Annotated in this window: 12 protein-coding genes; 3 read left to right on the top strand and 9 right to left on the bottom strand. The window is 69.4% G+C overall.

The annotated features are described in order from the left end of the window. Nucleotides 1-13: 13 nt before the first annotated feature. Nucleotides 14-1,321, top strand: a complete 1,308-nt coding sequence (gene fahA, locus BAU06_RS14105) for a fumarylacetoacetase (protein WP_066350148.1) — start codon at nucleotides 14-16, stop codon at nucleotides 1,319-1,321. Nucleotides 1,322-1,325: 4 nt separating this feature from the next. On the opposite strand, the gene BAU06_RS14100 is transcribed toward fahA, so the two are convergent. The 3 genes from BAU06_RS14100 to BAU06_RS14090 are packed head-to-tail and all read right to left on the bottom strand — an operon-like array spanning nucleotide 1,326 to nucleotide 4,480. Further along, nucleotides 1,326-2,345 (bottom strand): Bug family tripartite tricarboxylate transporter substrate binding protein, encoded by a 1,020-nt coding sequence (locus tag BAU06_RS14100; protein WP_197509297.1) that lies wholly within the window; start codon nucleotides 2,343-2,345, stop codon nucleotides 1,326-1,328. 31 nt (nucleotides 2,346-2,376) lie between these two features. Further along, entirely contained in the window at nucleotides 2,377-3,705 is a 1,329-nt protein-coding gene (locus BAU06_RS14095; protein WP_082993685.1) for a CaiB/BaiF CoA transferase family protein, read from the bottom strand. A 1-nt stretch (nucleotide 3,706) separates the two neighbouring features. Then, on the bottom strand, nucleotides 3,707-4,480 hold the full coding sequence (locus BAU06_RS14090) for an enoyl-CoA hydratase/isomerase family protein (RefSeq protein WP_066350147.1): 774 nt from the start codon (nucleotides 4,478-4,480) through the stop codon (nucleotides 3,707-3,709). Nucleotides 4,481-4,639: 159 nt separating this feature from the next. Between BAU06_RS14090 and BAU06_RS14085 the strand changes: the two genes are divergently transcribed. After that, nucleotides 4,640-5,368, top strand: a complete 729-nt coding sequence (locus tag BAU06_RS14085; RefSeq protein WP_066350146.1) for a TetR/AcrR family transcriptional regulator — start codon at nucleotides 4,640-4,642, stop codon at nucleotides 5,366-5,368. On the opposite strand, the gene BAU06_RS14080 is transcribed toward BAU06_RS14085, so the two are convergent. The 5 genes from BAU06_RS14080 to BAU06_RS14060 all read right to left on the bottom strand — a co-directional run bounded on the left by BAU06_RS14080 (nucleotide 5,359) and on the right by BAU06_RS14060 (nucleotide 10,614). Continuing rightward, entirely contained in the window at nucleotides 5,359-6,501 is a 1,143-nt protein-coding gene (locus tag BAU06_RS14080) for a mandelate racemase/muconate lactonizing enzyme family protein (protein ID WP_066350143.1), read from the bottom strand. The genes BAU06_RS14085 and BAU06_RS14080 overlap by 10 nt on opposite strands. A gap of 120 nt (nucleotides 6,502-6,621) precedes the next feature. Continuing rightward, nucleotides 6,622-7,584 (bottom strand): NAD(P)-dependent oxidoreductase, encoded by a 963-nt coding sequence (locus BAU06_RS14075; protein WP_066350136.1) that lies wholly within the window; start codon nucleotides 7,582-7,584, stop codon nucleotides 6,622-6,624. Then, nucleotides 7,584-8,480: a fumarylacetoacetate hydrolase family protein gene (locus BAU06_RS14070; protein WP_066350133.1), complete on the bottom strand. Its 897-nt coding sequence runs from the start codon at nucleotides 8,478-8,480 to the stop codon at nucleotides 7,584-7,586. The genes BAU06_RS14075 and BAU06_RS14070 overlap by 1 nt, the downstream gene beginning before the upstream one ends. 18 nt (nucleotides 8,481-8,498) lie before the next feature. Beyond that, the gene (locus BAU06_RS14065) at nucleotides 8,499-9,641 is read right to left on the bottom strand and encodes a mandelate racemase/muconate lactonizing enzyme family protein (RefSeq protein WP_066350131.1); all 1,143 of its coding nucleotides are present in this window, start codon (nucleotides 9,639-9,641) and stop codon (nucleotides 8,499-8,501) included. Between the two features lie 7 nt (nucleotides 9,642-9,648). Beyond that, complete coding sequence (locus BAU06_RS14060; RefSeq protein WP_066350125.1) at nucleotides 9,649-10,614, bottom strand: tripartite tricarboxylate transporter substrate binding protein; 966 nt, start codon at nucleotides 10,612-10,614, stop codon at nucleotides 9,649-9,651. 198 nt (nucleotides 10,615-10,812) lie between these two features. Between BAU06_RS14060 and BAU06_RS14055 the strand changes: the two genes are divergently transcribed. Then, on the top strand, nucleotides 10,813-11,544 hold the full coding sequence (locus tag BAU06_RS14055) for a GntR family transcriptional regulator (RefSeq protein WP_066350123.1): 732 nt from the start codon (nucleotides 10,813-10,815) through the stop codon (nucleotides 11,542-11,544). 109 nt (nucleotides 11,545-11,653) lie between these two features. Here BAU06_RS14055 and BAU06_RS14050 read toward each other — a convergent pair whose 3' ends face one another. Then, nucleotides 11,654-12,649, bottom strand: a complete 996-nt coding sequence (locus BAU06_RS14050) for a site-specific integrase (protein WP_066359064.1) — start codon at nucleotides 12,647-12,649, stop codon at nucleotides 11,654-11,656. Nucleotides 12,650-12,752: the final 103 nt, after the last annotated feature.

Genomic DNA, 12,752 nt, shown 5'->3' with positions numbered 1-12,752 from the left:
GGAGGAGACCGCCATGCGATTGAACGAGACGCACGATCCCAGCCGCAAGAGCTGGGTCGAGAGCGCCAATGCACCGGACACCGATTTCCCCTTGCAGAACCTGCCCCTGGGCGTCTACACCGTCGGCGGAGATCCGGCGCGCCGCATCGGCGTCGCCATCGGCGACCAGGTGCTGGACCTGGCGGCCGCATGCGAACAAGGCCTGATCGCGCTCGACGATGCGCTGGCCAGGGCAGTACGCGCGCCGCAACTCAATGCCTTGATGGCGCTGGGGCCGGTGGCCGGCTCCAGGCTGCGCGCGTCCGTATTCGAACTATTGCGCGCCGGCCATCCGGCGCAGGCCAGGGCCAGGGGATGCCTGCGTCCCTTGTCCGCCCTTACCCTGCAGCTGCCCGCCGGGATAGGCGATTTCACCGATTTCTACACGTCCATCCATCACGCTACGCGGGCCGCCCGCGCGATGCGCCCGGGCGCCGAACTGGCCGCCAACTTCCGGCACCTGCCCATCGCCTATCACGGACGCGCGTCTTCCGTGGTGGCCAGCGGTACCGATTGCACCCGTCCCGCCGGCCAGCTCGGCCCCGACCCCCAAGGCGCAGCCTACCTGCCCACGCGGGCCCTGGATTTCGAGCTGGAGGTGGGATGCTTCATCGGCCAGGGCAACCCGCTGGGCCAGCCGATATCGCTGGACCGGGCGGAGGATCACATCTTCGGCCTGTGCCTGGTCAACGACTGGTCCGCCCGCGATATCCAGCGCTGGGAAGCGCAGCCCCTGGGCCCCTTCCTGGCCAAGAGCTTCATGACCAGCATTTCGCCCTGGGTCGTCACGCTGGAGGCGCTGGCGCCGTTCCGCATGGCGCCGCAACCGCGATCCGCCGACGATCCGCCGATCGCCGCGGCGCTGGCCTCGCCGGCCCATGACCAGGCCGGCGCCATAGGCATCGCATTGCGCGCTTCGCTGTCCACGCCCGCCATGCGGGAGCATGGCAGGGCGGCGCAGCCGATATCCGCACCGGACTTCGCCGGGCAGTACTGGACGCTGTTCCAGATGGTGGCGCACCATGCCAGCAATGGCTGCAATCTGCGGCCGGGCGACCTGATCTCCAGCGGCACGGTCTCCGGACCGGACATCGCCGATAGCGGCTGCCTGCTGGAGCGCACCCGCAACGGCGCCGAGCCATTGCGCCTGGCCAGCGGCGAGGCCCGCGGCTACCTGGAAGACGGCGATATCGTGACGCTGGGCGGCCGCTGCGAAAAAGCCGGCTACGCCGGCATAGGTTTCGGCACCTGCGAAGGCCGGGTCGTCTCCCGCCGGCGCTGAGGCGCTATTCCAGCACCAGCTCTCTTTCCTTCACGACCTTCCGCCACCGCGCCGAGTCCTTGGCGATGGTGGCGGCGAAGTCCGCCGGGCTGCCGGAATAGGCCTGCGTGCCCAGCGCGGCCAGTTTCTCCTTGACCTCGGGATCGGCGGCGATACGCTGCAAACGCCCGGCCATGTCCTGGACGATGGGCGCGGGAACGCCGGCCTTGGCGAACAGGCCCCACCATCCGGGCACGGACAGGTCGTCGATGCCCAGTTCCCCCATGGAGGGCAGCTCGGGCGAGGTCGCCACGCGCTGCGCGCCGACCACCGCCAGCCCGCGCACCTTGCCGGTGTCCATCAAGGGCTTGGCCGTGAGCGGGTCCAGGAAAATCGCCTGCACGCTACCGCCCATCAGGTCCGCCACCGCCGGCGCCGAGCCGCGGTAGGGCACGTGGACCATGTTGATCCCGGCCGCGGAGTTGAGCACTTCGCCGCTCAGGTGCGAGGTACTGCCCACGCCGAACGAGGCATAGGTCACCTTGCCGGGATGCGCCTTGGCGTAGGCGATGAACTCCGGCATCGTCTTGGCCGGAAAGCCGGGATTGACGACGAAGACATTGGGCGCGATGGCTACCATGGCCACCGGCTGGAAGTCCTTGGCCGAGTCGTACGGCAGGCCTTTGTACACGGCCTGCAGGCTGTGCGAGGAATTGTCGTAAAGATAGGCGCAGCCGTCCGCCGGATCGCGCAGCAGCGCCTGGTACGCGATGACGGATTTGGCGCCCGGGCGGTTTTCGATGATGACCGGGATCTTCAGCTCGGCGCCCAGCTTGCCGCCGATCAGCCGCGCCGAAACGTCCGTCCCGCCGCCGGCGGCGTAGGGGACGTAGATGCGGATCGCGCTGCATTGCGGCGGCTGCGCGTCGGCCTGGCCTGGCAGCACCGTGGCGGCCAGGGCCATGGCGGAGGCCAGGACGGCGACGGCGGCACGCGGAGCCCTTGTCCGGTTGCGCGCCGCGTCCCGTGGGGATGCGTGGTTCATGTTTGTCTCCTTCGCTGGTCGTTTATGTGTTTTATGCGGCCTGTGCCGCCGGGTCCGGTCCCGCATGCCGGACATCGCCCGCGGCGCGCGGGGCATGCGAGCCCGCCGGTTCGCCCGCGTCCGCGGCCGTTGCCGGCAGGGCCTGCAGCGCCGGATCGGCCACGAACATGCCGCGCCGTACGTACTCCTGGATCTGGCTGTCGCTCAATCCCAGTTCAGCCAGCACCTGGGTATTGTGTTCGCCGCGGAAGGCCGGCTCGCGCGGCTCGGCGCACAGGTCGCCGCCGGAGAAGCGCCAGGGATGGCCGTGCAGCTTATACGTGCCGCCGCGCCGGTCGGAAACGGTGCGCACGGCGCCCCAGTATTCGCCCCATTCCGATTCGCACAGATCGCGGGTGGAGCGTATTTGCCCGATGGCGATTTTCGATTCATCCAGCTGCGCGTCCAGCGCGCCCAGGTCGCGGAAGGTCAGAATCCAGGTCTGCACCAGGGCGTGCAAGGCCTCGTAATTCTGCTTGCGTAGTTCGGCGGTGGCGAACCGCGGATCCTGGGCCAGGTCCGGGCGGCGCATGGCGCGCAGATAGTTCGGAAAGGTCAGGCTGCCCACCAGGCTCTGCGCCGCCACGAAACGCTCGCCGCCGGGCCCGGTAAAGAAGGGGCCGTCGGTGGCGCCCAGGATGCCCGGCTCGGCGCCCGTGTCGACACCCTCGATATCCAGGTGCGCGCGTTCGTTGGTAGAGAGAATGACCGCGGCCATGGCGACATCGATGTATTGTCCCCGCCCGGTCTTTTCGCGCTGCGCCAGGGCGGCAAGCACGGCAATGGTGGCCTGCAGGCCGGCATACACGTCCGCATGCGATAGCGCGTCGGTCTGCGGCCGGGCCAGGTTCGCGCCGAAGTGGCGCAAGGAATGATGGGTGAAGCCGGACTCGGCCTGCACGGTGGGGGCGTAGGCCATGCGCGAGGCCCAGGGGCCACCCTGGCCGTAGCCGGTGATGGACACATAGATCAGCCGCGGATTGCGCCGGGACAGCGTGGCATAGTCCAGGCCGAAGTACTTCAGCGTGCCGGCGCGGAAGTTCTCCACGACGATGTCCGCCTGGTCGCACAGCCGCGCGACCAGCTCGGCGGCGCCCGGTACGTTCAGGTCCACGCTGATATTGCGCTTGCCGACGTTCTGCTGGGCATAGTAGCCGGACATGCCCGCGGCGGACGGCACGGCGCCCCGCGAAACATCGGGCCGGGGCGGTTCGATCTTGATGACGTCGGCGCCCAGGTCGGCCAGTGTGCGCGCGCACAGCGGGCCCGCCAGCACGCGGGAGAAATCGACGACCTTCAGGCCGGATAGGGGACCGGACATGTCATTTCCCCTCGAAGACGGCCAGCCCGGGGCCATTGGCGCGGAAGGACTTCAGGCCTTCCTTCAGGTCCCGCGATGCCCAGATGGCTTTCTGTGTCTCGAACATCGCGCGGTCGGCGGCCTCCACGCCTTCGTTGGCCGCGGTCAGGGCCAGGCGCTTGGTCGCGGCGTGGGCCACGGTCGGCCCGTTGGCCAATTCCTGCGCGATCGCCAGCGACGCCGCGTCCAGTTCCTCGTCCGGCACGACCAGGTTGATCAGGCCCCAGCGTTCCAGCGTGGCGGCATCGTAGCGGCGTCCCAGCATGGACATTTCCTTGGCGCGCGCCATGCCGATACGCTGGACCTGGCGCTGGATGCCGCCCATCAGCGGATGCAGGCCCAGGGCCACCTCCACCGAGCCGATCTTGGCCGACTGCGCGGCCACGATGTAGTCGCAGGCCAGGGCAAGCTCCAGGCCGCCGCCCAGGCAGACGCCGTGCACGGCGGCGACGATGGGAATGGGCAGCGTCTCGAACGCGCCCAGGACTTCGATGGGATCCAGGCGGGCGCGGCCCTCGCGCTCGATGCGTTCGTCGAACAGATCGACGTCCGCGCCAGCGGAAAAATGCCGCAGGCCGCTGCGCAGCAGCACGGCGCGCTGGCCCTGGTCCACCGCTTCGCGCAGCTGGCGCATCAGCGCGCCGCTCAGGGTGGGACCGGACAGGTTGTACGGCCGGTAGTTCATGGTCAGCACGGCGACGTTGCCGCGCACTTCCTTCAGGACGATCTCTTCCATGCGGTGTCTCCGATCGCGGGGCCGCCAGCAAGGCGCGACCGGCCGCTTTATGAAGTTAACAGTATTAACTCTTGGGGTGATGATAACATCGTTAACTTGAGCGGCAAGTCAGGGTAAATACCGGCCCTCCGGGGCGGTGGTCCAGAAGGAATCGCAGACGTGAGGAAGAAGACCGGCGGCGCGGAGACGGCGCCCTACCATCATGGCGACCTGCGCAGCGCCTTGATCGCGCAGGCGCGGCGCGAACTGGAAGAGGTCGGCGTGCACGACATGAGCCTGCGCCAGCTGGCCAAGGCCGTGGGGGTGTCCGAGGCCGCGCCGTCGCGGCATTTCGACGGCAAGATGGGCTTGCTGGCCGCGATAGCCGCCAGCGGCTTCCAGGACCTGATCGCGCTGCGCCGCCAGGCCCTGGCCGGCATCGACGGCAGGCTGGCGCGCGCCTACGAGATGATGCGCATCTACGTGCGCTTCGCGCAGGACCACAAGGGGCTGTTCGACCTGATGATAGGCCCGCGCATCCTGCGCAAGGGCGATTATCCCGAACTGGCCGAAGCCACCAACGTGTCCTTCGAGCTATTCGCCGCGGCGGTGCGCGACTACGCGGGCGAGCACGGCTGGACCGCGCCGGATATGCCGCTGGTCACGCATGCGGCCTGGTCGGTGGAGCATGGCCTGGCCACCCTCATCATCGGCGACCGCCTGGATTCCGAGGACCGTCCCGTCGACGTGGCGCAGGTCATCCACTTCTCGATGTCGCTGCTGCTGAGCGGGATCGCCGCGGGCCCCGCGCATGCGCGCGGCATCATGGCGGAGCTTGCGGGCGTGCGGCCGCCCGCGCGGCGGAAGGCGAGCCGCGCCCGCAAGGGCGCGGCAACGCGTCAGACGTAGCAGGGGCCTTCGATCAAGGGATGCGCGGCCAGGAAGGCCGCGTCGATGCGCAGGCCGATGCCCACGCCTTCGTGCGGATGCACGCAGCCGTCCTTGTCCAGCGTGTACGGCGCCAGGTCCATCATTTCGTCGCGGAAGGGATTCAGCGCGGTCACGTCCGCTTCGAAATATCCCGGGTTGTCGACGGCGCACAGGTAGTGGATGGAGGTCGCCATATTGATCGCCGTCGCCGAGGTATGCGGGTTCACGGACAGCTTCAGCGCGCCCGCCATGGCGGCCACGCGCATGGCCTCGGTGACGCCGCCCACCTTGGACAGGTCGGGCTGCACGTAGCCCACGCTGCCGGATTCCAGCAGGGGGCCGAATTCGTAGCGCGTGTAGTGGTTTTCGCCGGCGGCCAGCGGCACCCGGCCCAGCCGGGCGGCGGTGGCGTAGGCATGGTGATCGTGGGCGGGGAAGGGTTCTTCCAGCCACACGACCTGGCATTCCTCGTAGGCCGGCATGACGCGCCGGACGTCTTCGATGCGGTAATTGGTGTTGGCGTCGACCAGGATGTCGATGTCCTCGCCGACGGCGGCGCGCACTGCGCGCACGCGGGCGATGTCGCGCGCCGGCGTGTCGCCCACCCGCAGCTTCAGCGCGCGATAGCCCTGTTCCACCAGGCCCAGGGCTTCCTGCGCCAGGCTTTCGGGCGGCTGCCAGCCCAGGGCGATGCCGCCGGCATAGGCCTTGATGGGCCGGGGCGAGCCCCCGAGCAGGCGGTACAGCGGCCAGCCGGTAAGCTGGCAACGGATGTCCCATAGCGCCAGGTCCAGCCCGCTCAGGGCCAGCGCGGCCGCCGCACCCATGCCGTGGCTGGCGAACTGCATCTTCAGTACGCGCGCCGTGACGCCGCTGACGTCGCGCGGGTCCATGCCCAGGACCAGCTCCCGCACGGTGGTATCGACCAGCTTCGCGATGGCGCCCGGGCAGCGGCCGTGATGGGCCTCTCCCCAGCCGATCACGCCTTCGTCCGTCTCCACGCGCACCAGCACGGCATCGCGCTTGACGCTGCGGCCGATGCCCAGGCGCACGGACTTGTTCTCCGGCACGGGAAAGGAAATGGGCACGGCCTTCAGATCGGTGATACGCATGATGTCTCCTTCACGTTATGGTTCAAGCCCATGAGGCCTGCCAGGTCCGCCGCGCACGGGGCGTCGCGGGCGGCAAGCGGGACGGTCATGCGGGGACAAGGTCCCCCGCCATGGCCGGGGTCACGCGCGCCGCGCGGCGTCGCGGTTGACCCAGTTCACGGGCGGTTCGCCGCGCAGGATGCGCAGCATCTCGTCCACCGCGCCCTGGCTCATGCGGCGCATGCTGGCGGTGGTGCTGCCGGCCATGTGCGGCGTCAGCAGCATCCCGGACTGCCGCAGCACCGCGGCGTCCTTGGGCAGCGGCTGCACGTCGTGGACGTCCAGCGCGGCGCCTCCCAGCCGTCCCTCGCGCAGCGCGGACAGCAGGGCCGCCGTATCGACCACCGGACCGCGCGAGACATTGATGAGCAGGGCGTCCGGCCTGGCAAGCGCCAGGGCCGCCGCATCGATTAGGCCGCGCGTCTGCTCATTGAGCGGGCAGGCCAGCACGATCACATCGGACTCGCGCATCAGCGTCGCCTTGTCCACCGCGCGCACGCCGTCGGGCAGGCTTTCCGGACGGCGCGTCAGGCCCAGGACCCGCATGTCCAGTACGCGCGCCACCGCGGCCAGCCGGCTGCCGATGGCGCCCACGCCGACGATGCCGCAGGTGGCGCCCGCGAGTTCGCCGCCGCCTTCGCCGTAGGCGCGCGCCGGCCCCCAGCCTTGCTCGCGCAGCATGGCGTCCACGGCCGGCAGGCGCCGCCGCAGGTGCAGCATGGCCGCCAGGCAGTACTCGACCACGGATGCGGTATTGGCGCCCGGGATGTTGGCCACGGTAATGCCATGCCGGTTGGCCGCCTCCATGGGAATCATGTCCAGCCCGACGCCATGGCGCACGACCCCCTTCAGGCGCGGCGCATGGTCGAAGATATCGGCCGGCAGGGGGTTGCGCACGATGAGTCCGTCGGCGTCCGCCATGGCGGCCTTCAGGGTCTCGGGTCTGGCGTCGGCCGGTACGCGCACCGATGCGTGCCGGGCCAGGCGCGTGTGTTCGTCGGGATGGATGGCGCTGGTCAGCACCACGATGGGTTGGGCAGTCATCAGGATAGGCTCGCCACGATGGGGTTGCGCAGCGCGCCCAGGCCCTGGACTTCGGCGACCATCGTCGAGCCGGGCCGCAGCCACGCCGCGGGTTGGTGGGATATGGCCACGCCGGCCGGCGTGCCGGTGGCAATGATATCGCCCGGATCCAGCGGCATCTGCGTGGACGCGTAGGCGATCAGCTCGGCGATGCCGAACACCAGGTCCGAGGTATTGCCGGATTGCCGCAGCGTGCCGTCCAGGCGCAGGCTGACGTCCAGCGCCTGCGGCGCGGGCACTTCGTCCGGCGTGGCGATCCACGGGCCGCAGGGGCAGAAGGTGGGCTGGTTCTTGCCGCGCACGAAGGCCTTGTCGGCGCGCACCATATCGCTGGCGCTCACGTCGTTCAGCGTCAGGTAACCGGCGATGTGGGCCGGCGCCTGGGCCGCGTCGATGCGCAGCGCCGTGCGCCCGATTACCACGGCCAGTTCGGCCTCGTAGGTCACATTGCCCACGTCGGCGGCCAGGCGCACCGGATCGTCCGGCCCGATGACCGTGCGGCCGGACTTGATGAAGATCACCGGCGATGCCGGCGGCGCCATGTCGCGCTCCTTCAGGGCGTCGCGATAGTTGAAGGCCGCCCCGACAATCTTGCCCGGGCGGGGCAGGGGCGCGGCCAGCCGCGTGCCGGCCAGCGGCAGCCGGGCGGCATCGGGAAACGCATGGTCCCGCAGCCGCGCGGCCAGCGCGCCCAGGTCCATCTCCACCCAGGACAACAGATCGGCCGGCAAGGCTGCCGCCCATCCACCGTTGGCGGGCGATGTCACATCGACGACGCAGGCCTCGCCCGGCCGGCTATCGTCGATGAAGCCGGGCACCACACGGCCATCGCCGCGATAGAACGATACGAATCGCATGGGGATCTCTGCGCGGGCTCAGGCAACGCGATAGCGGTCCAGGACATCGCGCTTGATGTCGATGCCCAGGCCGGGGCCGGTGGGAATCCGCACCACGCCGCGGCGCTGTTCGATGGGCTCCACGGTCAGCAGGTCGCGGAAGGGGTTTTCGCACTGTTCGAACTCCAGCAGCGGCGGCATGGGCCGGAAGCTGGGCGGCTGGTCGGGCAGGGCGGCCAGGAAGTGCAGCGTGGCCGCCAGGCCGATCGCCGAGCCCCAGGCATGCGGCACGCACTCCACGCCGTGCGCCAGGGCCAGCGCGGCGATCTTGCGGCATTCGCTGATCCCGCCCGCCGCGCAGACATCCGGCTGCACGATGTCCATGGCCTTGCGCGCGACGATGTCGCGAAAACCCCAGCGCGTGAACTCGTTCTCGCCGCCGGCCACGGCCATGTCCAGGGCGCGCGTGACTTCCACATAGCCGTCGAGGTCCTCCGGCGAGATCGGCTCCTCGAACCACTCGATGTCCAGCTTTTCCAGTTCGCGTCCCAGTCGTATGGCGGCGGGCACGGTAAAGCAATGGTTGGCGTCCACCATCAGGCGGACGTCATCGCCCACGGCCTCCCGCACGGCGGCGACGCGCTGGATATCCAGCTTGGGCGAGCCCAGGCCGATCTTCATCTTGATCGCGCGGAAGCCCTGGTGCACGTATTCGCGCGCCTCTTCCACGGCTTCCTCGATCAGGCGGTCCATGTCGATGAAGTAAAGACCCGTGGCATAGGATTGCACTTCGGTGCGGTACGCGCCGCCGATCAGCTTGTGCACGGGCTTGCCGCAGACCTTGCCGATGATGTCCCACAGCGCGATATCGATGCCGCTCAGGGCCGATATCGCCATGCCCGTATTGCCGTAGTCCTTGATGCGGTTGTACAGGTCCTCCCAGATCACTTCCACGTCGAATGCGTCGCGGCCGACGATGCGGGGGCCGTACTGCGACTCGATATACGCACGCGCCACCTGGGCCGGGCCGTAGCATTCGCCCCAGCCCACCACGCCGTCGGCCGTTTCGATCTCCACGATGCAGGAGCCGCGCGTCTTGTACAGCCAGCCGCGCGAGGAAGTAAAGGGCCGCTCGACCGGCGCGGAGACGACATGGCAGGTGACTTTCTTGATTGTGCTCATTGTTTCCTCATTGCTTGAAGACCTTGGCGGCCACGTTGTTCAGCGTCGCCTGGACGTTCTTGACTTCGTTGTCCAGATCCTGGCCCTTCATGTCGTCGACCAGGAAGCCGTTCTGCTGCGCGAAGGTCTTGAACTTCTCGCTCTGGATGGCCTTGGAAAAGATGTCGATCAGGCGCTGGCGCACCTCCGGCGACACGCCGGCCGGGGCAACGATGTAGGCCATCTGCACCAGTGGCCCATAGGGATAGACGTCGTAGCCTTTCTCCTTGAAGGTCGGCACGTCGGGATAGACCTGCAGCCGCTCGTTGCCGAAGACACCGATCGGCCGCACATAGCCGGCATCGATCTGGCCCTTGCTTTCGGAAGGCTTGAGCACGGCGGCCTGGATCTGCTTGCCCGCCAGGTCGGCGATGACGCGCGAGCCGCCGGGGTAGGGGACGTTGACATAGCTGACGCCCGCCGCCCGCGCGGTCATCTCGGCAAAGATGTGGTTCAGGTTGTTGGTGCCGGGCGTGCCGATGGAGACCTTGCCCGGGTTCTGCTTCATGTGGGCAAGGAACTGCTCCAGGTCGGCCGGGCCGTCCTTGGGCACCAGCAGCATCAGCGGGTCGGTGGACACGCGGGCGATATGGGCGAACTGTTCATTGCGCAGCGGGGTCAGGTTTTGCGCGATCTGCGCCAGCGTGGAGCTGGTGCCCATCCCGACCATATAGCCGTCGGGAGGCGCGGCGGCGACCTTGCCCATGCCGATGGCGCCGGTGGCGCCCGGCGCGTTTTCCACGACGACGGTGATCTTTTGCTGTTCGGCGATGATCTGCTGCAGTTCGCGCGCCGCGATGTCGTTGGAGCCGCCCGCATTCCAGGGAATGATGAAACGGATGCTGCGGTCGGGGAAATTGTCGGGCGCGGCGGTGGCGTTGCCAATGGCGCAGGCGCACGCCAGGGCGCCTGCCAGTCGGGATAGCAAGGACATGCGGGTCTCCTCCGTATGGGCGCCCGTAGGGCGCGGGGCGCGGCTCTTTGGCCGACGTCCGAGGCATACTATCATTCGTTATAACAAATAACAATGCCGAATCTGGCGGATGGCGGCATGGCGCATCCGGCGTCCGCAGGGCGGTCGCGAGGTGCGAAAATAGCCGCCTGACTAAAACCCGACAGGGAAGGTAGGGAGATGTCTCCAGTGAAAGCCGGCGCGAAGGCAGGCGGCGTGGCCAGCGCGGCCAAGCCCCCCGCCTTGCAGCCCATAGACCGCGAAACGCTATGGGACCGCGCCTACGCGGCCCTGCGGGAAGCCTTGCTGACGGGGCGCTACGAGCCCGGGCACCGCATCCTGCTGCGCGACGTGGCGGCGGAACTGGGCATCAGCCTGACGCCGGTGCGTGACGCGGTGAACCACCTGGTGGCCGAGCGCATCCTGCGCCGCGGCACCGGCGGGCAAGGCGGCGGCGCGGTCGTTCCGGAGGTGGATGCGGCGCAGCTGCGGCAACTGCTGATCATGCGCGCCGAGCTCGAAGGACGCGCGGCGTTCGAGGCGGCGGCCCACGCGACACCGGACGACGTCGCGATGCTGCGCGGCCTGCTGGCCGACATGAAGCGCCTGATCGATGTGGACGGACACCAGGGCTACCTGGACGTCCATCGCCGCTTCCATTTCCACATCTATGCCCTGAGCGGCATGGAGATCATCGAAGACGCGATCGAAACGCTGTGGCTGCGCTGCGGGCCCGTGCTGAACCTGGTGCTGCCCGAGTACGTGCCCTACCTGAAGCGCATGGACTATCACGCCGAAGCGGTGGAAGCGCTGGCGCGCAACGACGCCGAGGCCACCGCGCGCGCCATCCGCTGCGACATCCTGGAAGCCGGCCGCTACATCCAGGCGCTGTTGGAGCGCGGCCGGGCCTGAGCGGACAGGCCCTGGTGGCGGACGGCAGCCGGGATTTCCGGGCCAGCCGCGCGCCAATCCGGCCCCGGCGCGCCCAGGGCGACGATGACGTCGGCCAGCCGGCGCTGCTTCAATCCGGGGAACCGGGCTCCAGCAGGCGCGCCGCGCGCAGCGTCGGCGCCGCGCCGGCGCGGTGGTAGCCCACCACGCTGTTGACGCTGGCGTGCCCGGTCATCGCCATGACCTCGGCCAGCGGCACGCCCTGGCGGCCGGCCTCCGTCACGAAGCCGGCGCGCAGGCTGTGCGCGGCATACCCTTCGTCCAGACCCGCCATGGCGCAGCGCTGCTTGACGATGCGCCGCACGGCTTCTCCGCTGAGGCCCGCCTCCTGCACCGCGCCACCGCGCCGCACGCGCCGGAACAGCGGGCCGTGCCGGATGGCCGCGGCGCGCAGCCAGGCTTCCAGCGCGCGCGCCGCGCGGCCGACGACGGGCTTGACCATGTCGGCACGTTCGGCGCCGTCCTGGTTGGTCTTGGACAGCCGCAGGACATAGACGTAGCCGTCGGGCGATGGCTGCAGGTCCTCCACCCGCGCGGCCACCACTTCGGAACGCCGGCGGCCGCCGCTGGCCCAGGCGAACAACAGCAGCGCGCGATCGCGCAGGCCGATCAGCGAGTCGTCGCAGGTGGCCAGCAACTGTTCCAGGGGTTCGCGCGTCAGCGCGGGTTTCTTGGCCGCGTGTACGCCGCGCCGCGCGTAGGCCGCCCGCGTGCGGGCCAGCAGGGTCTGCACCGCCTGGCTGCGGCATGGGTTGGGCAGGTCGCGCGCGCGGTGCGCTTCGGAAAGCACCGCCAGGCGGTGCTGCACGGTGGACAGCGCCAGCGGCCCGGGACGCGCCTTGACGCCCAGCGCCACCAGGGCGGCGTCGATGTCCGGCGGCAGGCCATGCGCCAGGCCCTGCTCGCCGGCATGCTGCACGTGATCGGTGATGAACAGCACCACGGTGCGCACGGAAACCGGCAAGGAGAAGGGCGCTTGCAAGCGCTGTTCGTGCCAGGCGGCCAGGTAGCGCACCGCCGCGCGGTAGGAGGCCACCGTATGGGGCGACGAGCCTTCGCCCAGCAGCGCGCGGGCCGCGTGCGCGCTTTCGCTATCCTCGTTCCAGTCGAAGTCCACGCTGCGCGGCGTGGATGGCGCGGATGCAGGCAGGGGCGTGGCGGCCCGGACC

The organism is Bordetella bronchialis (assembly GCF_001676705.1).
GTDB lineage: Bacteria > Pseudomonadota > Gammaproteobacteria > Burkholderiales > Burkholderiaceae_B > Bordetella_C > Bordetella_C bronchialis.
Note: the sequence above shows the minus strand (reverse complement) of the source record. Positions and strands in the feature narration are given on the sequence as shown.